Genomic DNA, 19,414 nt, shown 5'->3' on the forward strand with positions numbered 1-19,414 from the left:
ACCCCTTACAGCTTCATCAGGCTGGCGTCGTCGACCGAGGCCGAGTGGCGGGACCGGAACAGCGACACGATGATCGCCAGACCCACCACGACCTCTGCTGCGGCGACGACCATCGTGAAGAACGCGATGATCTGGCCGTCGAGATTGCCGTGCATCCGGGAGAAGGCGACGAACGCGAGGTTGCAGGCATTGAGCATCAGCTCGACGCACATGAAGACGACGATCGCGTTCCGCCGGATCAGCACACCCGCCGCGCCGATGGTGAACAAAAGCGCCGCGAGATAGAGGTAGTTGACCGGATTCACTTGGCGACCTCCGATGCGTCCTGGTCCCGGCCGTTGTCACCGTCGGCGTCGCGGCCGAGCCGCTCCTCGGAGCGCTGCTCCAGCGCCTTGAGGTCGGCCATCGCCTCCCCCGACACGTCACGGATCTGACCTCGCGCGCGCAGCGTCTGGTTGACGGTGAGCTCGGACGGCGTGCCGTCCGGCAGCAGACCGGCGATGTCCACGGCGTTGTGCCGTGCGTACACACCGGGTGCGGGCAGCGGCGGCAGGTGCTTGCCGCGTACGCGCTCCTCCGACATCTCCCGCTGCGTCTTCGCGCGCTCGGTGCGCTCGCGGTGCGTGAGCACCATCGCGCCGACGGTCGCCGTGATGAGCAGGGCGCCGGTGAGCTCGAAGGCGAAGACGTACTTGGTGAAGATGAGTTCGGCCAGGCCCTCGACGTTGCCGCCGCTCGCGGCGTTCGCCCTGCCGAGCCCGTTGAAGGTGCTCAGCGAGGCCTGCCCGATACCGGCCATCAGCAGGATGCCGAAACCGAGGCCACAGCCGGCGGCCAGCCAGCGCTGACCCTTGAGCGTCTCCTTGAGGGAGTCCGCCGCCGTGACACCGACCAGCATGACCACGAAGAGGAACAGCATCATGATCGCGCCGGTGTAGACGACGATCTGGACGACGCCGAGGAAGTACGCGCCGTTGGCGAGGTAGAAGACGGCCAGGACGATCATCGTCCCGGCCAGGCACAGCGCGCTGTGCACCGCCTTCTTCATCAGGATGGTGCACAGGGCGCCGATGACGGCGACCGTACCGAGCACCCAGAACTGCACGGCCTCGCCGGTCGAAGTGACGGAGGCGGCAAGAGCGTTCATCCCCCGATCACCTTCTTCGCGGCCGGCTCGTCCTCGCCGAAGGTCGACGCGGCCTCCTGGGGCCGCTCGCCCTTGCTCAGCGCCACCTGCCGCTCCGTGCCCGGCGCGGCCTCGGTCACCAGGCCCCGGTAGTAGTCCTGCTCGTCCGTGCCGGGGAAGATCGAGTGCGGTGCCTCGACCATGCCCTCCTCCAGGCCGGCGAGGAGCTGCTCCTTGGTGTAGATGAGCGACTCGCGGCTGCTGTCGGCCAGTTCGAACTCATTGGTCATCGTCAGCGCGCGGGTGGGGCACGCCTCGATGCACAGGCCGCACAGAATGCAGCGGGCGTAGTTGATCTGGTAGACGCGGCCGTAGCGCTCACCCGGGGAGTAACGCTCCTCCTCGGTGTTCTCCGCGCCCTCCACGTAGATCGCGTCGGCCGGGCAGGCCCAGGCACACAGCTCGCACCCGATGCACTTCTCCAGACCGTCCGGATGGCGGTTGAGCTGGTGCCGGCCGTGGAATCGCGGCGCCGTCGTCTTCTGCTGCTCCGGATACTGCTCGGTCAGCCGCTTCTTGAACATGGCCTTGAAGGTCACGCCGAAGCCGGCCACCGGGTTCTGCCAGGGCGTCCGGGGGGCTTCCCCCGGCTTTGAGGTGTCAGGCATCGTCGGCCTCCTTCCCGTCACTCATAGTGTCCGGCCCACCACTGACAATCAGCTCGCGCTCGTGGCGCGGCCGCCTGCGGGGCACCGGTGGCAACTCCTGGCCGGGCAGCGGGGGCACCGGGAATCCACCCGCCATCGGGTCGAATGCGGGCGGTTCCCCGCCGTCCTTCGCCGCCTGCTCCTTCTCCTTCTTGTCGCGGAAGATGTCGGCGACAAAGGACAGGAGGAGGATCGCGACGATCGCCCCGGCGACGTACAGCACGATGTTCTGGAATTCCATGTTCTCGTTGCGCATCGCGCGCACCGTGGCGACCAGCATCAGCCAGACCACAGAGACCGGGATCAGGACCTTCCAGCCCAGCTTCATCAGCTGGTCGTAGCGCACGCGGGGCAGCGTGCCGCGCAGCCAGATGAAGAAGAACAGCAGCAGCTGGACCTTGACGACGAACCAGAGCATCGGCCACCAGCCGTGGTTCGCGCCCTCCCAGAAGGTGCTGATCGGGTACGGGGCCCGCCAGCCGCCCAGGAAGAGGGTGACCGAGACCGCCGAGACGGTGACCATGTTGACGTACTCCGCCAGCATGAACAGCGCGAACTTGATCGACGAGTACTCGGTGTTGAAGCCGCCGACCAGGTCGCCCTCGGACTCCGGCATGTCGAAGGGGGCGCGGTTCGTCTCGCCGACCATCGTGACGACGTAGATGATGAACGACACCGGCAGCAGGACGATGAACCAGCGGTCCTGCTGCGCCTCGACGATCGCCGAGGTCGACATCGACCCGGAGTAGAGGAACACCGAGGCGAAGGCCGCACCCATCGCGATCTCGTACGAGATCATCTGCGCGCAGGAGCGCAGGCCGCCGAGCAGCGGGTACGTCGACCCGGACGACCAGCCCGCGAGCACGATGCCGTAGATGCCGACGGAGGCGATCGCGAGGATGTAGAGCATCGCGATCGGCAGGTCGGTCAGCTGCATCGTGGTCCGCTGCCCGAAGATCGAGACCTCGTTGCCTGCCGGTCCGAACGGGATGACCGCGATGGCCATGAAGGCCGGGATTGCCGCGACGACCGGAGCAAGGATGTAGACCACCTTGTCCGCCCGCTTGACGATCACGTCCTCCTTGAGCATCAGCTTGACGCCGTCCGCGAGGGACTGGAGGAGGCCCCACGGACCGTGCCGGTTGGGGCCGATGCGCAGCTGCATCCAGGCGACGACCTTGCGCTCCCACACGATGGAGAAGAGCACGGTGATCATCAGGAAGGCGAAGCAGAAAACAGCCTTGATCGCGACGAGCCACCACGGGTCGCGCCCGAACATGGACAGGTCCTCGGCCGCGAGAAGCATCGTGTTCACGCGGTCACCTCCGGTACGTCGGTGGTGGCGGTGGCGGCGGCCGGGCCGATGCGGACGACCTGTCCGGGGACCGCGCCGGTGTCGGTGGCGACGCCGCCGCCCGTCGAGTTCAGCGGCAGCCACACCACCCGGTCCGGCATCTCCGTGACCTGGAGCGGCAGTTCGACCGTTCCCGCTGGCCCGGTGACGGCGAGCAGGTCTCCGTCCTTCACGCCGGTGCCGGCCGCGGTGATGGCGGAGAGCCGGGCCACAGCCGCGTGGCGGGTTCCCGCGAGGGCCTCGTCGCCGTCCTGGAGCCGGCCCTGGTCGAGCAGCAGCCGGTGGCCCGCGAGCACGGCCTCACCGGCTCCGGGGCGCGGCAGCACGTGGGGGGACTCGGCGGGGTCGGTGGCGTGAGCCCCGCCCCAGGCGCCGAGCCGGTCCATCTCACGGCGTACGGCCCGTACGTCCGGCAGCGCCAAACGCACGTCCAGGGCGTCGGCCAGCATGTGCAGTACCCGCGCGTCGTCGGGGGCGAGCGTGCGTGTCATCTGGTCGGGCTTGAGCGCCGCCTCGAACATCCGGGCCCTGCCCTCCCAGTTGAGGAAGGTGCCGGGCTTCTCCGCGACGGCGGCGACCGGGAGGACGACGTCCGCGCGGTCGGTCACCTCGCTGGGCCGGAGCTCCAGGGAGACGATGAAACCGGCCTGGTCGAGGGCTTCACGCGCGCGTACCGGGTCGGGAAGGTCCGCGACCTCGACGCCCGCGACGAGCAGCGCGGCCAGTTCACCGGTGGCCGCGGCCTCGATGATCTGGCCGGTGTCGCGCCCGTAACGGCTCGGCAGTTCGGCCACGCCCCAGACCGCCGCCACCTCGTCCCGAGCACGCGGGTCGGTGGCCGGGCGGCCGCCGGGCAGCAGCGCGGGCAGCGCGCCCGCCTCGACGGCGCCGCGCTCACCGGACCGGCGCGGGATCCACACCAGGGAGGCACCGGTCGCGGTGGCGGCCCGTACGGCGGCGGTGTACGCGCCGGGCACGGCGGCCAGCCGCTCCCCGACGACGATCACGGCGCCCTCGGCGCGCATCGCCCCGGCCGCGGCGTTCCCGTCGCCGCCGAGTCCGGTGCGGCCCGCCATCGCGTCGAGCCATTCCGGCTCGGTGCCCGGCGCGGCGGGAAGCAGCGTGCCGCCCGCCTTCGTCAGGCCCCGGGTGGCGTGCGTCGCGACGGCGAAGGTGCGCTGGCCGTGCTTGCGGTGGGCCTTGCGCAGCCGCAGGAAGACGCCGGGGGCCTCCTCCTCGGACTCGATGCCGACGAGCAGCACGGCGGGCGCCTTCTCCAGCGCCGCGTACGTGACGCCCGTACCGTCGAGATCCCGTCCGCGCCCGGCGACCCGCGACGCCAGGAAGTCGGCCTCCTCGCCGCTGTGCACGCGCGCGCGGAAGTCGATGTCGTTGGTGTCCAGGGCGATACGGGCGAACTTGGCGTACGCGTACGCGTCCTCGACGGTGAGCCGGCCGCCGGTCAGGACACCGGCCCGTCCGCGCGCCGCCGAGAGCCCCCGGGCCGCCGCTTCGAGCGCCTCGGGCCAGCTCGCCGGCTCCAGTACGCCCGCTTCGTTCCGTACGAGCGGAGTGGTGAGCCGGTCGGGCCGCTGCGCGTAACGGAAGCCGAAGCGCCCCTTGTCGCAGATCCACTCCTCGTTGACCTCGGGGTCGTCGGCCGCCATGCGCCGCATGACCTTGCCGCGCCGGTGGTCGGTCCGGGTCGCACAACCACCCGCGCAGTGCTCGCAGACGGACGGCGACGACACCAGGTCGAAGGGGCGCGACCGGAAGCGGTACGCCGCCGACGTCAGCGCGCCCACCGGGCAGATCTGGATGGTGTTCCCTGAGAAGTACGACTGGAAGGGGTCGCCCTCGCCGGTGCCGACCTGCTGGAGCGCGCCGCGCTCGATCAGCTCGATCATCGGGTCGCCCGCGATCTGGTTGGAGAAGCGGGTGCAGCGCGCGCACAACACACACCGCTCGCGGTCCAGCAGCACCTGCGTGGAGATCGGGACGGGCTTCTCGTACGTCCGCTTCTTCCCGTCGAAGCGGGAGTCGGCGTCGCCGTGGGACATGGCCTGGTTCTGCAGCGGGCACTCGCCGCCCTTGTCGCAGACCGGGCAGTCCAGCGGGTGGTTGATCAGCAGCAGTTCCATCACTCCGCGCTGCGCCTTGTCGGCGACCGGCGAGGTGAGCTGGGACTTGACGACCATGCCGTCGGTGCAGGTGATCGTGCACGACGCCATGGGCTTGCGCTGGCCCTCGACCTCGACGATGCACTGGCGACAGGCGCCGGCCGGATCGAGGAGCGGGTGGTCGCAGAAGCGCGGGATCTCGATGCCCAGCAGCTCGGCGGCCCGGATGACCAGCGTCCCCTTGGGGACGGAGATCTCGATGCCGTCGATCGTGAGCGAGACGAGATCCTCGGGCGGGACCGCCGCCTCGCCGCCTCCGGAGGGAGCACTTGTCGTGACGGTCATGCGTTCACCTCCGTGGTGTGGGCGGGCTTGTCGGCCCAGACGGTCGACTTGGCCGGGTCGAAGGGGCAGCCCCTGCCGGTGATGTGCTGCTCGTACTCCGCCCGGAAGTACTTGAGCGAGGAGAAGATCGGGGACGCGGCGCCGTCGCCGAGCGCGCAGAACGACTTGCCGTTGATGTTGTCGGCGATGTCGTTGAGCTTGTCGAGGTCGCTCATCCGGCCCTTGCCCGCCTCGATGTCACGCAGCAGCTGTACGAGCCAGTACGTCCCTTCGCGGCATGGCGTGCACTTGCCGCACGACTCGTGGGCGTAGAACTCGGTCCACCGGGTGACGGCCCGCACCACGCACGTCGTCTCGTCGAAACACTGGAGCGCCTTGGTGCCGAGCATCGAGCCGGCCGCCCCGACGCCCTCGTAGTCCAGAGGTACGTCGAGATGCTCGTCGGTGAACATCGGGGTGGACGAGCCGCCGGGCGTCCAGAACTTCAGCCGGTGTCCGGCGCGGATGCCGCCGCTCATGTCGAGCAGCTGGCGCAGCGTGATGCCGAGCGGGGCCTCGTACTGGCCGGGGTTGGTGACGTGGCCGCTCAGCGAGTACAGCGTGAAGCCCGGGGACTTCTCGCTGCCCATCGAACGGAACCAGTCCTTGCCCTTGTTCAGGATCGCGGGAACGGACGCGATGGACTCGACGTTGTTCACAACAGTCGGACACGCGTAAAGACCCGCGACGGCAGGGAAGGGGGGACGGAGCCGGGGCTGGCCGCGCCGGCCTTCGAGCGAGTCGAGCAGCGCGGTCTCCTCACCGCAGATGTACGCGCCCGCACCCGCGTGCACGGTGAGTTCGAGGTCGAGACCGCTGCCCAGGATGTTCTCGCCGAGGTAGCCCGCCGCGTATGCCTCACGCACGGCCTCGTGCAGCCTGCGCAGTACGGGGACGACTTCGCCGCGCAGGTAGATGAAGGCGTGGTTCGACCGGATCGCGTAGCAGGCGATCACGATGCCCTCGATGAGGGAATGCGGGTTGGCGAAGAGGAGGGGGATGTCCTTGCAGGTCCCGGGCTCCGACTCGTCGGCGTTGACCACCAGATAGTGCGGCTTGCCGTCGCCCTGCGGGATGAACTGCCACTTCATTCCGGTGGGGAAGCCGGCGCCGCCGCGGCCGCGCAGACCGGAGTCCTTGACGTACGCGATGAGGTCGTCCGGCGACATGGCGAGGGCCTTGCGCAGGCCTTCGTATCCCTCGTACCGCCGGTAGGTGTCCAGGGTCCAGGACTCGGGCTCGTCCCAGAACGCCGACAGGACGGGCGAGAGCAGCTTTTCAGGGCTGGTCTCGTTGATCTCGGCTGCCACGGTCATCACTCCCCCTCCTCGGCTGCCGGTCCGGCCGGGTGAGCGGGGTCGGACGCCGAGGTCTGCTGCGGAGCGTCGTGCGAGCTGAGGTGCTCGGACGGCGAAGGATCGTGCGGCGGACCGTCGTGCGGGGTCTCCGCGCGCGGGTGGACCACACGGTGCTGCGGGGCCTCGCCCTTGGCGAGTTTGAGACCGATGAGCGAGGCGGGACCGGCGCCACCGGTCGCCTGGACGGCGCCGGGGCGCTCGTCGGGGAAGCCGGCCAGGATGCGGGCGGTCTCCTTGTACGTGCACAGGGGCGCGCCGCGGGTGGGCTGCACGGGCCGCCCTGCCCGCAGGTCATCGACGAGGCGCTTGGCGGATTCGGGCGTCTGGTCGTCGAAGAACTCCCAGTTGACCATCACCACGGGCGCGAAGTCGCAGGCCGCGTTGCACTCGATGTGTTCGAGGGTGACCTTGCCGTCCTCGGTCGTCTCGTTGTTGCCGACGCCGAGGTGCTGCTTCAGCTCGTCGAAGATGGCGTCGCCGCCCATCACCGCGCACAGCGTGTTGGTGCAGACGCCCACCTGGTAGTCGCCGCTCGGCTTGCGCCGGTACATCGAGTAGAAGGTGGAGACCGCGGTGACCTCGGCGGTGGTCAGGCCCAGCGTCTCGGCGCAGAAGCGGACGCCGGTGCGGGTGACGTGGCCCTCCTCGGACTGTACGAGGTGCAGCAGCGGCAGCAGGGCGGAACGGCTGTCGGGGTAGCGGGCGATCACCTCCTTGGCGTCCGCGTCGAGCCGGGCGCGTACGTCGGCCGGGTAGTCGGGAGCGGGGAGCTGCGGCATCCCCAGACTCACCTCTTGATTTGCTGGTGTGGCAGTCACCGGTCGACGCCTCCCATCACGGGGTCGATGGACGCGACGGCGACGATGACGTCGGCGACCTGGCCGCCCTCGCACATCGCCGCCATGGCCTGCAGGTTGGTGAAGGACGGGTCGCGGAAGTGGACCCGGTAGGGGCGGGTGCCGCCGTCGGAGACGATGTGTACGCCGAGTTCGCCCTTGGGCGACTCGACCGCGGTGTACGCCTGGCCGGCCGGGACCCGGAAGCCCTCGGTCACCAGCTTGAAGTGGTGGATCAGGGCCTCCATGGAGGTGCCCATGATCTTCTTGATGTGGTCGAGCGAGTTGCCGAGGCCGTCGGGCCCGAGCGCGAGCTGCGCGGGCCAGGCGATCTTCTTGTCGGCGACCATCACCGGACCCGGCTCCCTGAGCCGGTCCAGGCACTGCTCGACGACCCGCAGCGACTGGCGCATCTCCTCGAGCCGGATCAGGAAGCGGCCGTAGGAGTCGCAGGTGTCGGCGGTCGGCACGTCGAAGTCGTACGTGTCGTAACCGCAGTAGGGATCGGTCTTGCGCAGGTCGTGCGGCAGGCCCGCCGAGCGCAGGATCGGGCCCGTCGCGCCGAGCGCCATGCAGCCGGTGAGGTCGAGGTATCCGACGTCCTGCATGCGGGCCTTGAAGATCGGGTTGCCGGTGGCGAGCTTGTCGTACTCCGGCAGGTTCTTCTTCATGGTCTTCACAAGCTCGCGCAGCTGGTCCATCGCGCCCGGGGGCAGGTCCTGGGCCAGGCCGCCGGGGCGGATGAACGCGTGGTTCATGCGCAGGCCGGTGATGAGCTCGAAGGCATCGAGAATCAGTTCACGATCGCGGAATCCGTAGATCATGATCGTCGTCGCGCCCAGCTCCATGCCGCCGGTGGCGATGCACACCAGGTGCGAGGAGAGCCGGTTGAGCTCCATCAGCATCACGCGGATGATGCTCGCCCGGTCCGGGATCTGCTCCTCGACGCCGAGCAGCTTCTCGACGCCCAGGCAGTACGCCGTCTCGTTGAAGAACGGCGTCAGGTAGTCCATGCGCGTGACGAAGGTCGTGCCCTGCGTCCAGTTCCGGTACTCGATGTTCTTCTCGATGCCGGTGTGCAGGTAGCCGATGCCGCAGCGGGCCTCGGTGACCGTCTCGCCGTCGATTTCGAGGATGAGCCGGAGCACACCGTGGGTCGACGGATGCTGCGGACCCATGTTGACGACGATGCGCTCGTCGTCGGCCTTGGTCGCGGCCTGGACGACCTCGTCCCAGTCGCCGCCGGTGACTGTATATACGGGACCTTCGGTGGTCTCGCGTGCTGATGCGGGTGGGGTGGTCACGAGTACGACCTCCGCTGGTCCGGAGCCGGGATCTGGGCGCCCTTGTACTCGACGGGGATGCCGCCGAGGGGGTAGTCCTTGCGCTGCGGGAAGCCCTGCCAGTCGTCCGGCATCATGATCCGGGTGAGGGCGGGGTGCCCGTCGAAGACGAGGCCGAAGAAGTCGTACGTCTCGCGCTCGTGCCAGTCGTTGGTCGGGTACACCGCGACCAGCGAGGGGACGTGCGGATCACTGTCCGGCGCGCTCACTTCGAGCCGGATCAGCCGGCCGTGGGTGATCGAGCGCAGGTGGAAGACGGCGTGCAGCTCGCGGCCCTTGTCCTCCAGGTAGTGGACGCCGCTGACACCCGTGCAGAGCTCGAAGCGCAGGGCCGGGTCGTCGCGGAGGGTCTTCGCCACCTGCAGCAGGTGCTCGCGCGCGATGTGGAAAGTGATCTCGCCGCGGTCGACAACGGTCTTCTCGATGGCGTTGGCCGGGAGGAGGTTCTGCTCCTCCAGGGCGCCTTCGAGCTCGTCCGCGACCTCGTCGAACCAGCCGCCGTACGGTCGCGTGCTGGCGCCGGGCAGCATGACGGTGCGCACGAGGCCGCCGTAGCCGCTCGTGTCGCCGCCGTTCCTCGCGCCGAACATGCCCTTGCGTACGCCGATGACCTCGCCGGTGTCGTCGCGCTGGGCGGGGACGCCGTTGTTCTCGGGGACGCCGTTGTTCTGCTCGCTCACCGCAGCAGCCCCTTCATCTCAATGGTGGGGAGCGCCTTGAGGGCCGCTTCCTCCGCCTCGCGGGCCGCTTCTTCCTGGTTCACCCCGAGCTTGGAGTTCTGAATCTTGTGGTGGAGCTTCAGAATCGCGTCGATCAGCATCTCGGGGCGGGGCGGGCAACCGGGCAAATAGATGTCAACAGGAACAATATGATCAACACCCTGCACAATTGCGTAATTGTTGAACATTCCGCCTGAAGAGGCACAAACACCCATGGAGATAACCCACTTGGGGTTCGGCATCTGGTCATAGACCTGCCGCAGCACCGGTGCCATCTTCTGGCTGACCCGGCCCGCCACGATCATGAGGTCGGCCTGCCGCGGCGAACCGCGGAAGACCTCCATGCCGAAGCGGGCGAGGTCGTAACGGCCGGCGCCCGTCGTCATCATCTCGATGGCGCAGCAGGCGAGGCCGAAGGTCGCGGGGAAGACGGAGGACTTCCGCACCCAGCCCGCGGCCTGTTCGACGGTGGTCAGCAGAAAGCCGCTGGGCAGCTTCTCTTCGAGTCCCATTGGTGACCCCTCAGCCCCTCAGTCCCATTCCAGGCCGCCGCGCCGCCACACGTACGCGTAGGCAACGAAGACGGTGAGCACGAAGAGCAGCATCTCGACGAGCCCGAAAAGCCCCAGGGCGTCAAAGGAGACGGCCCAGGGATAGAGGAAGACGATCTCGATGTCGAAGACGATGAAGAGCATCGCCGTCAGGTAGTACTTGATGGGGAAGCGGCCGCCACCGGCGGGTGTGGGCGTCGGTTCGATGCCGCACTCGTACGCTTCAAGCTTTGCCCGGTTGTAGCGCTTTGGGCCGATAAGCGTGGCCATGACCACGGAGAAGATCGCAAACCCTGCCCCGAGGGCGCCGAGCACGAGGATGGGCGCGTAGGCATTCACGCTCCTCGCTCCTTCCAGTCGTCCTTGACCGTTGGACCGCACCCGGGCCTGCATTTCCCGCACCGCCTCCACGGCCCTCGCCACGCGAAGATCATGTATATGTGAGGCAGTTCACAAGCCCGGCTGCTTCGCATCCTATGCCTGCCGGTCTGTGATCTGCGACACGGGTCGCGACAACGTCTTTGTGATCTCCACCACCCGACGAACGATCACCAAGCCGGGTGAGCAGTGATCTTCATACGCGAAGTGCACGAGTGGCTACCAGATGTGACAAGCGGCGGTGTTACCGCTGGTCGCAGAGGGTGTGCGCTAGCAAGCGTTGGCCCGTACAGGCAAATTCGCAATGGACGGCCGGAGAGTGGTAACGGAATGCGGCCTCATCACTCCGGGGGAGCCGCGAGGACGAATGTGGACGCGTGCGCGCGTTCACGAGCGGAAGAGGCCTCGAAGGGTTGTCAATCTGTGACCTGCGCCACTCGCGCCAGGCCCCGACAAAAGCGGGCTTGGCCAACGGTGTGAACGGATGGTAGGCGCCGGGCAATTGGGGCGTAATGCGGAAAGCCCATGATCACAGGCATGATCACGCATGCCCGTATTGCCCGTTACGGCGTCAATAAAGCCCGGCGGACGCCGGATTCGGGCCGTCCGGGCGCAACTGTGGCGCAGCACACCTTTCTTGAAGGGAACCGCGAAGGCCTGATAGCGGTTAGTCCCATGTCCCTCACCGCTCACATACCCAGCCACCGGAAGCCCCGTCGTAGCGCCTCCAAGGTCGCGCTCCGTGCCGGAGTTGCCGGTGGCGTCCTCAGCACCATCGCGGTGGCCGGTGCTGCCGGGCCGGCGAATGCCGAGCCGGTGACTGCCACCATCGAAATGCCCACACTCACCGCGGACCTGGCGAACACCGTCGCCGTCTCGGCCGAGACCACCCAGCAGGTCGCGCACGCCTACGACCTCCAGGCCCAGCAGGACGAAGCCGCCGCGAAGGCCGCGAAGGCCGCGAAGAAGGACAAGGCGGAGGCCGAACGCAAGGCCGAGGCCAAGAGGAAGGCCGAAGAGGCCGCCAAGAAGAAGGCCGCTGAGGAAGCGGCCGAGAAGGCCGAGCAGCAGGAGCGTGCCTCGCGCACCGCCGAGCGCACGACGCTCAGCGCCTCCGCCTCCGTCGGCTCCTCGTCGGCCTCCACCGGCACCGGCAACGCCGCCACCGTCGTCTCCTTCCTCAAGGCGCAGCTCGGCGACGCGTACGTCATGGGCGCCTCCGGCCCCAACGCCTGGGACTGCTCCAGCCTCGTCCAGGCCGCGTACCGCACGGTGGGCGTCGACCTCCCGCGCGTCTCGCAGGACCAGTCGGTGGCCGGTACCCAGGTGGGCACGTCCAACCTCCAGGTCGGCGACATCCTCTACTGGGGCGGCGCCGGTTCCGCGTACCACGTCGGCGTCTACATCGGTGACGGCCAGTACCTCGACGCCGCCAACCCGAGCAAGGGTGTCGTCATTCAGGACCTTTCGGGCTACCCGGCGAGCGGCGCGGTCCGCGTGCTCTGAGGGACTCTTCCGTACGACGCAGGGCCGTCTTTCCCGGATGCGGGAACGGCGGCCCTGTGGCGTGCGTTCGGTTGTTCCCGCTCGCCTCGTGAGTCGTCGGCCCCACGCCTGACAAATGTCATGTGTTCCCGTGCACGAGATCGTCCCGTGGGGTGAGGCCTGCCGCCGCGGGCGCGATGAGGATGGGGTCATCGCGTGCGCCCGGTACGCGAGTTGGCCCCACGGGAGTGACCATGAGCCCCGCCCACCCGGACAACCGCCGTCCGCGACGCCCGAGAATCCGCCTGGCCGCCGTGGCGTCGGCCGCCGTTCTGTCGCTCGCGGCCGGCGTCGTCCCGACGCAGGCCGCCGCCGCCGAGCACCTGACAGCCGCCTCCGCCGCGCCCTTCGCCGAGGCCGGCCACCGCCTCGACCGAGGGGCTCTCCGCGACTCCCTCGCGGCCATCCACCAGGCCGGTATGTACGGGGCCTATTCATCGGTCCGCGACGGCTCCGAGCAGTGGCGGGGCGCCACCGGATTAGCCGATGTGGACACCGGGCGCCGGATGCGGCCCGAATTCGAGCACCGGATCGGCAGCATCACCAAGACCTTCACCGCGGTGGCCGTCCTCCAAGAGGTCCGCAAGGGCCGCATCGGGCTGGACACACCGATAGGCCGCCATCTGCCCGAGCTGGTGCCCGGCGAGCGCGGCAGGCAGGTGACGGTGCGCATGCTGCTCAACCACACCAGCGGTATAGCCGACTACGTACTCCCGGCCTTCCCCGGCGTCGTCGAGAACCCCGGCAAGGTGCTCGACGAAAATCGCTTCCGCCACCTGGACCCCGAGCACCTCGCCCGCCTCGGACTCGCGGCGCCGCCGGTCGCCGAGCGCGGCAAGCACGCGTACTCGAACACCAACTACGTCCTCGCCGGGCTGCTGCTCCAGAAGGTCACGGGCCAGGACGCGGAAACGTACATCACCCGCAATGTCATCCGTAAGGCCGGGCTGCGGCACACCTACTTCCCCCGCTCGCCCCACATCTCCGGGCCGCACGCCAAGATGTACGAGTCGATGTTCGGTCTCATCGAGCCCGCCCGCGACTTCAGCGTCTACGACATGTCCTGGGCCGGTACGGCCGGCGCGATGGTGTCGACGATGCGGGACCTCAACGACTTCTACCGGCAGCTGCTCGGCGGCAAGCTGCTCGGCCCCGCCGAACTGCGCGCCATGAAGACCACCGTCCCGGCCTACGAGCCGGCACCGGGCGAGGAGGTCGCGATGCGTTACGGCCTCGGCCTCTACACCCTGCGCATGCCCGACGGCGGCTGGTACTGGGGCCACGACGGCGGAGTCTTCGGAGCCGGAAGCTGGGCGCTGTCCACCGAGGACGGCCGCCGGCAGGTCGCGATCGGCTACAACCTCATGAAGTACCAGCGGTTCGAGGAGGACGGCAGGCCGAAGCCGGACCCGATTGGGGACGCGCTGTTCCAGTACGTCGCCGGAGCGCTCGACGATGCCCCCGCCAAGCTCTCGGCCCCCTTCCGCCGGCAGGCGCCCGGTTCAGTGCCCCCGCTCAGTTCCCTGACGACTCCCGGGCCACTGGGCTGAGCGTCAGCGCGCCGGTCGGAGTTTGTACGTACGGACGGTGTCCCGCAGACGCTCGGCCCTGCCGCGCACGACATGGCCCGGGAGGCGGCCGTCGTCCGGGCGCTCGTAGGGCTCACTGCGGCAGATCCGGCACAGGCCGCCGGGCAGGGATTCCGGCGTGCCGGGGGCGTGGCAGTCGGTGCACTCCATGACGTACCGGCCCTGCACGGGGGCCGGAGGCTCCGGCGGCAGGCGGCTGATCAGCCGGTTCTGTACGAAGCCGAAGGGGTGCCGGACGGGGTCGGGCAGCATCGAGGCGACGGCCCGCACGAGCTGTGCCTCGGTCGCGCCGCGCCGGAACCAGTCCCCGGCCAGGCCCGCCAGTACCGCGCATTCGGCTGCTGACAGCGCGAGTCGGGGGTGCTGGTGAGCCAGCCGCGCGAGCGCGTCGTGACCGCGCGCCTCCGGCTCCTGTTCCGGCGCGGGGGCGGCCATCCCCGACTGCGGGACGTCGCCCCCGAGGAACGCTGCCCACCAGGCGTCGGGCCGGGCGGTACGCGTGAAGAACGTCCGGTACACCCACCGAGCCCCCTCGGCGTCCTGCACGTCCCGGCGTACGCGCCGCAGGTGCCCGGCCTCGGAGAGCCTGCGCAGTACGGTGCCGACGGCGCACTGGCCGAAGTCGTCCAGTTCCCTGGCCAGCGCTTTGATGGAGATGTCGGCGCCGTCGGGGAGCCGGTCGATGTAGCCGGCGATCGCGGCTTCCCTCTTGGGCAGATGTGCGAAATCCCCTGCGCGGCGCGGTTCTTGGTCGGGCGCGGACCGCTTTCCGAATCCGGGCTTGGCCATCGGATGGGCGGGCGCGTGCAGGGCACGGCTAAGCTGCTGAACAGCCATGAGATCGCTCGATTCGATCTAGTTGGTCAGACCCCCGTGCGGTGTTCCACCACCGCATGGGGGTCGTTTCATTGTGGCGCACGCTACACGGCGGCAGCGGTGCGTCGCGACACGATCACGAAAAGTAATCCCCGCTGGTACGCCGACGCGCTGGGCGGCCGGAAGCGGGGGTGGGTGGGAAGAATTCCCACCCACCATTCCCAGCAAAAGGGTCTCGGCCCTCGTTCCCCGAAGCTCAAGCGCCGCCCCGCATTGCCGTCTCCGATCGGCCGCGAGACCCCGGCATCCGTGCTTGACGACCCGCGTACAGCGATCAATAATTTGCGCGGAAGATCAACTTTGTGCGACCAGTGGTCACTTCCACTCATCAACAGTGCTCTGTCGGGGGAGAGTTCGCTGCCGCCTCGGCATGTCACGACCCGTGAGCCACGCTCCGGGCCCGTCGGACTCCGCCGAAGTGCCCTTTCCTTTGCTGGAGCGCCGGCGCCGCGATTCAGCGTGCGCCTGAGCCGCCACGGTCATCACGCACCACCGCATCCCCATGGAGGAGAAATGAACATCGGACGCAAGGTCACGGCCGGGGCTGTCTCCGTAGCCGCACTCACTCTCGGGCTCATAGGGGCCTCGCCCGCAGTCGCGACCGGCCAGGGTTCCTGCGACGCGACGATTGATGCCTGCCTGTACTACAACTCGAACTTTTCCGGCCCCAAGTTCGGCGAGAGCCGGGGCAGCACGAGATACCCGCACAACTACACCGGAACCTTCAGCAACGGATACGCCGTCAAGAACAACGCCGCATCCGTGAACAACCTCAACTACAACTACGACGTGCGCGTTTACTTCAACTCGAACCTCGGCGGCCCCAGCCAGCTCATCAAGCGCAACACCGGCGCGAATCTGAACGCGACCCTGAAGAACAACAACGCCTCGCAGTGCTTCAACACCTTCAACGTGTGCCCCGTCAACTAGGGCCCCACGCCTGCTGACCGATAGCGGTACCTCCACGAAGACAACCGTGCGGGTACCGCTATCTTTGCGTGCACCAAAGAAAGAAGCCAGTTATGTTTCCGGCAAAACGGACCCCTCAAGCGATCACCGCCACCCTTGCGCTCGCGGGTGGCGTTCTCACTGGATGCACCTCGTCAGCCGGCGAACCGGCGCCGCGTGCGGCGGAATCGCCTCCAGCCGTGAGCGAAACGCCGAAGATCGACAACATAGGCAAACAGCGCCTGCCGGTCGAGACGTACCTGATGAGCCCGGACGAGAACGACCGTATCGAACGCGCGCGGTCCGCCCTGATCGAGTCGTGCATGAAGCGGTTCGGCCTCGAATTCAGCCCGAATACGCCCGACTACAAGCAAATGGCGGGCCAGACGAACAACCGCTACGGGCCGACCGACCCCAAAGCCGCGTCTTCACGGGGCTTTCACCCGGCCAAGCCCCCGAAGGCTACGAGCGACGAAGCGGCCTCGCGAAAGCCCTTGTCGCCGGACGTGCGGACCGTACTGGGAATCGACGACGAACCGCCGAATGCGAAAACCCCGTCCGCCGAGCGCGCATACAAGGGAAAGCGGATTCCGCAGGGTGGCTGCGCCGGCGAGACGGACCGGAAGCTCACCGAGGGCGGCGGCATCATCCAGGACGCCGAGGTGGCGATCGACATCAATTTCAAGAACTTCGAGCAGTCCACGACCGACGCCAGGGTGAAGAAGGCTTTCGCCGAATGGTCGCGGTGCATGAAGAAGAAGGGGTTCTCCTACGCGACACCGCTGGAGACGATCAACGACCCCCGCTGGAAAACTGAAAACGCGTCAGACCTGGAAATAGCCACCGCTACCGCCGAAGTCGCATGCAAGAAGCAGCACAACACCGTCGGCGTATGGCTCGCGGTCGAGAAGGCCTACGAGGAGAAGGACATCAAGACGCACGCGCGGGAATTGAAGGCGGTGCGAAAAGGAATTGACGTCACCTTCGAGAACGCCGCGTCCGTAGTGAGCCCGTGACGCAAGACGGAAGGCGAATGCCGGAGTCAGGGGCGCCCCCGCTGCCGCGAGCCGCGCACCGGGCCGCCCCGGCCGGGCGTCCTGCCCGGCCGGGATCCCGGTGGATCAGGAGTTGGGCGCGACCTTGGCCAGGCCGTTGATGATGCGGTCCATCGCGTCGCCGCCCGTCGGGTCGGTGAGGTTGGCCAACATCTTCAGGGTGAACTTCATCAGCACCGGGTGCGTGAGGCCGCGCTGGGTGGCGATCTTCATGACCTTCGGGTTGCCGATGAGCTTCACGAAGGCGCGGCCCATCGTGTAGTAGCCGCCGTACGTCTCCTTGAGGACCTTCGGGTAGGCGTGCAGCGCCAGTTCGCGCTGGGCGGGGGTCGCGCGGGCGCTCGCCTGGACGATGACGTCGGCGGCGATCTGGCCCGACTCCATGGCGTACGCGATGCCCTCGCCGTTGAACGGGTTCACCATGCCGCCCGCGTCACCGACCAGCAGCAGGCCCTTGGTGTAGTGCGGCTGGCGGTTGAAGGCCATCGGCAGCGCGGCACCGCGGATCGGCATGGTCATGTTCTCCGGGGTGTAGCCCCAGTCCTCGGGCATGGACGCGCACCACGCCTTCAGGACCTCGCGCCAGTCCAGCTCCCGGAACGCCTTGGAGGAGTTCAGGATGCCGAGGCCGACGTTCGACGTACCGTCGCCCATGCCGAAGATCCAGCCGTAACCGGGCAGGAGCCGGTCCTGCGGGCCGCGGCGGTCCCACAGCTCCAGCCAGGACTCCAGGTAGTCGTCGTCGTGGCGCGGAGAGGTGAAGTAGGTACGGACCGCGACGCCCATCGGCCGGTCCTCGCGGCGGTGCAGGCCCATGGCGAGGGAGAGGCGGGTGGAGTTGCCGTCGGCCGCGACGACCAGCGGGGCGTGGAAGGTGACCGGGGTCTTCTCCTCGCCGAGCTTGGCGTTGACACCGGTGATCCGGCCGGTACGGGGGTCGACGACCGGCTCGCCCACGTTGCATCGCTCGTACAGGCGCGCACCGGCCTTCTGGGCCTGGCGGGCGAGCTGCTCGTCGAAGTCGTCGCGCTTGCGGACGAGTCCGTAGTCGGGGTACGACGCCAGTTCCGGCCAGTCGAGCTGGAGGCGGACGCCGCCGCCGATGATCCGCAGACCCTTGTTGCGCAGCCAGCCGGCCTCTTCGGAGATGTCGATGCCCATGGAGACCAGCTGCTTGGTGGCGCGCGGGGTCAGGCCGTCACCGCAGACCTTCTCGCGCGGGAACGCGGTCTTCTCCAGCAGCAGGACGTCGAGTCCTGCCTTCGCCAGGTAGTAGGCGGTGGTGGAGCCGGCGGGTCCGGCCCCGACGACGATCACATCTGCGGTGTGCTCGGAGAGGGGCTCGGTCACGGCTGGATCTCCCGTAAGACTCGACATCGCGTGCCCCGGGGGCACAGGTCAGGGGCAGTCTATTGGGGGGTGCGGACCGCCCTTCGGAAGGGTGGGCGTGGAGTGTACGCGAGCCGCCGGCGGCAGGCGCACCCGCTGCCGTTGGGGTTGCGCCTGCCGCCGGGTCAGCCGAGGGTCCAGGTGGCGAGGGCGGCGTCGAAGGTCCTGCGGGAGTACTCCCAGTCCCGGTCCCTGCTCCTGGTGTAGATCGAGTAGTCGGTGCCGTTCGGCGCGATGTAGCCCTGGTCGATGGCGTGGAGCGTCTCGCCCGTCTGCTTGTCCGTGAAGGTGTACTCCCAGATCGCGCCCGGGCGGCCCTGGAAGGTGTTGTGTTCCAGCCGCAGCCGGCGGAAGTCCTTCTGGTTCGCCCTGGCCTTCTTCTCGATGGTGAGGAAGTTCTCGTACGAGGAGGCGTACGGCGGGTTCGGGACGACGCCGATGAGCAGGTGCTCCATGCCGGTGGAGCCGGAGTACGTGATCTGGCCGGCGGCCTCGTCCGTGCGGGACCAGAGCTCGGGTACGGCGAGGGAGAAGCCCGCGGGGTCCGTCACCGTGCGGAAGCCTGCCGGGGCCTCCGGGGTTTTGGGGGTCTTGGGCGGTTCGGGCGCCTCGGTGGTCTCCGGGGCCTCGGAGACTTCGCGGGCTTCGGGATCGGCGCCGGTGGGCGCGGGAGAGCCGGGGGCCGGCGTGGTGGCCCCTTGCGTCGGGCGGTCGCTCGTGGCCACGACGGGCTTGTCGTCCTGCGACCGGGGCGGCACGGTGCCGCCGCCGTCGTCGCTGAGGAGCAGGGCACCGGCGGTCGCGCCGCCGCCGATGACGAACGCGGCGGCGAGCGTCGCCGTCCAGACGGCGGCGGGGCTCCGGCGCGGGCGCGGCGGGGCGGGTGCGGGGACGGGGACGGGTGCCACCGGGAGTGGTGGGGCGGGAGCGGCTGTCGCCGTCTCCATCGCCTCCAGGGGTACGGGTGGGACGTACTGCGGCTGCGGTCGTTCGCGTCCGCATCTCAGGCAGTAGCGGGCGTCGTCGGAGACCTCGGTCCCGCAGTGCGGGCAGTGCAGCGGCATGGCCCCATCTTGCCCGCCGCGCGGCCATCGTCAACCGGCTTCCCGGGAGCGGGCGTTGCGACGGGCCCAGCC

Annotated in this window: 18 protein-coding genes; 4 read left to right on the forward strand and 14 right to left on the reverse strand. The window is 68.7% G+C overall.

Going from position 1 to position 19,414, the window contains the following annotated elements; all coding sequences use genetic code 11:
- Positions 1-5 precede the first annotated feature (5 nt).
- Genes nuoK through ACWIHY_RS17305 form a run of 11 tightly spaced genes read right to left on the reverse strand, consistent with a single transcriptional unit; the run spans position 6 to position 10,837 of the window.
- A complete protein-coding gene (gene nuoK, locus ACWIHY_RS17255) occupies positions 6-305 on the reverse strand; it encodes an NADH-quinone oxidoreductase subunit NuoK (RefSeq protein ID WP_069927518.1) in 300 nt (99 codons plus the stop codon).
- On the reverse strand, positions 302-1,147 hold the full coding sequence (locus ACWIHY_RS17260) for an NADH-quinone oxidoreductase subunit J (RefSeq protein ID WP_454376469.1): 846 nt from the start codon (positions 1,145-1,147) through the stop codon (positions 302-304). The genes nuoK and ACWIHY_RS17260 overlap by 4 nt, the downstream gene beginning before the upstream one ends.
- Positions 1,144-1,794: an NADH-quinone oxidoreductase subunit NuoI gene (nuoI, locus tag ACWIHY_RS17265; RefSeq protein WP_454376470.1), complete on the reverse strand. Its 651-nt coding sequence runs from the start codon at positions 1,792-1,794 to the stop codon at positions 1,144-1,146. Before nuoI ends, ACWIHY_RS17260 begins: the two co-directional genes overlap by 4 nt.
- Entirely contained in the window at positions 1,787-3,139 is a 1,353-nt protein-coding gene (gene nuoH / locus ACWIHY_RS17270) for an NADH-quinone oxidoreductase subunit NuoH (protein ID WP_454376537.1), read from the reverse strand. The genes nuoI and nuoH overlap by 8 nt, the downstream gene beginning before the upstream one ends.
- A 5-nt stretch (positions 3,140-3,144) precedes the next feature.
- Positions 3,145-5,652 carry an NADH-quinone oxidoreductase subunit G gene (locus tag ACWIHY_RS17275; protein ID WP_454376471.1) on the reverse strand — a complete coding sequence of 836 codons (2,508 nt, stop codon included), beginning with the start codon at positions 5,650-5,652 and terminating at the stop codon, positions 3,145-3,147.
- The gene (nuoF, locus tag ACWIHY_RS17280) at positions 5,649-7,010 is read right to left on the reverse strand and encodes an NADH-quinone oxidoreductase subunit NuoF (RefSeq protein WP_454376472.1); all 1,362 of its coding nucleotides are present in this window, start codon (positions 7,008-7,010) and stop codon (positions 5,649-5,651) included. The genes ACWIHY_RS17275 and nuoF overlap by 4 nt, the downstream gene beginning before the upstream one ends.
- On the reverse strand, positions 7,007-7,828 hold the full coding sequence (gene nuoE / locus ACWIHY_RS17285; protein ID WP_454376473.1) for an NADH-quinone oxidoreductase subunit NuoE: 822 nt from the start codon (positions 7,826-7,828) through the stop codon (positions 7,007-7,009). Before nuoE ends, nuoF begins: the two co-directional genes overlap by 4 nt.
- Positions 7,829-7,863: 35 nt before the next feature.
- Positions 7,864-9,189 (reverse strand): NADH-quinone oxidoreductase subunit D, encoded by a 1,326-nt coding sequence (locus ACWIHY_RS17290; RefSeq protein WP_454376474.1) that lies wholly within the window; start codon positions 9,187-9,189, stop codon positions 7,864-7,866.
- Positions 9,186-9,908, reverse strand: a complete 723-nt coding sequence (locus ACWIHY_RS17295; RefSeq protein ID WP_454376475.1) for an NADH-quinone oxidoreductase subunit C — start codon at positions 9,906-9,908, stop codon at positions 9,186-9,188. Before ACWIHY_RS17295 ends, ACWIHY_RS17290 begins: the two co-directional genes overlap by 4 nt.
- Positions 9,905-10,459 (reverse strand): NuoB/complex I 20 kDa subunit family protein, encoded by a 555-nt coding sequence (locus tag ACWIHY_RS17300; protein ID WP_069927526.1) that lies wholly within the window; start codon positions 10,457-10,459, stop codon positions 9,905-9,907. The genes ACWIHY_RS17295 and ACWIHY_RS17300 overlap by 4 nt, the downstream gene beginning before the upstream one ends.
- A gap of 18 nt (positions 10,460-10,477) precedes the next feature.
- A complete protein-coding gene (locus ACWIHY_RS17305) occupies positions 10,478-10,837 on the reverse strand; it encodes an NADH-quinone oxidoreductase subunit A (protein ID WP_003956195.1) in 360 nt (119 codons plus the stop codon).
- A 714-nt stretch (positions 10,838-11,551) separates the two neighbouring features.
- On the opposite strand from ACWIHY_RS17305, the gene ACWIHY_RS17310 reads away from it, so the two are divergent.
- Together ACWIHY_RS17310 and ACWIHY_RS17315 are read left to right on the forward strand one after the other, a co-directional pair.
- Entirely contained in the window at positions 11,552-12,382 is an 831-nt protein-coding gene (locus ACWIHY_RS17310; protein WP_454376476.1) for a C40 family peptidase, read from the forward strand.
- A 233-nt stretch (positions 12,383-12,615) separates the two neighbouring features.
- Positions 12,616-13,971 (forward strand): serine hydrolase domain-containing protein, encoded by a 1,356-nt coding sequence (locus tag ACWIHY_RS17315; protein WP_454376477.1) that lies wholly within the window; start codon positions 12,616-12,618, stop codon positions 13,969-13,971.
- Positions 13,972-13,974: 3 nt separating this feature from the next.
- Here ACWIHY_RS17315 and ACWIHY_RS17320 read toward each other — a convergent pair whose 3' ends face one another.
- Complete coding sequence (locus tag ACWIHY_RS17320; protein ID WP_454376478.1) at positions 13,975-14,847, reverse strand: hypothetical protein; 873 nt, start codon at positions 14,845-14,847, stop codon at positions 13,975-13,977.
- 552 nt (positions 14,848-15,399) lie between these two features.
- Here ACWIHY_RS17320 and ACWIHY_RS17325 point away from each other — a divergent pair.
- Together ACWIHY_RS17325 and ACWIHY_RS17330 are read left to right on the forward strand one after the other, a co-directional pair.
- Positions 15,400-15,816 (forward strand): peptidase inhibitor family I36 protein, encoded by a 417-nt coding sequence (locus ACWIHY_RS17325; protein ID WP_454376479.1) that lies wholly within the window; start codon positions 15,400-15,402, stop codon positions 15,814-15,816.
- A gap of 218 nt (positions 15,817-16,034) precedes the next feature.
- On the forward strand, positions 16,035-16,850 hold the full coding sequence (locus tag ACWIHY_RS17330; protein ID WP_454376480.1) for a hypothetical protein: 816 nt from the start codon (positions 16,035-16,037) through the stop codon (positions 16,848-16,850).
- A gap of 105 nt (positions 16,851-16,955) precedes the next feature.
- Here ACWIHY_RS17330 and ACWIHY_RS17335 read toward each other — a convergent pair whose 3' ends face one another.
- On the reverse strand, positions 16,956-18,239 hold the full coding sequence (locus tag ACWIHY_RS17335) for a geranylgeranyl reductase family protein (protein WP_454376481.1): 1,284 nt from the start codon (positions 18,237-18,239) through the stop codon (positions 16,956-16,958).
- A gap of 164 nt (positions 18,240-18,403) precedes the next feature.
- Positions 18,404-19,342: a zinc ribbon domain-containing protein gene (locus ACWIHY_RS17340; protein WP_454376482.1), complete on the reverse strand. Its 939-nt coding sequence runs from the start codon at positions 19,340-19,342 to the stop codon at positions 18,404-18,406.
- Between the last annotated feature and the right edge of the window lie 72 nt (positions 19,343-19,414).

Source organism: Streptomyces sp. NPDC055287 (genome assembly GCF_053646035.1).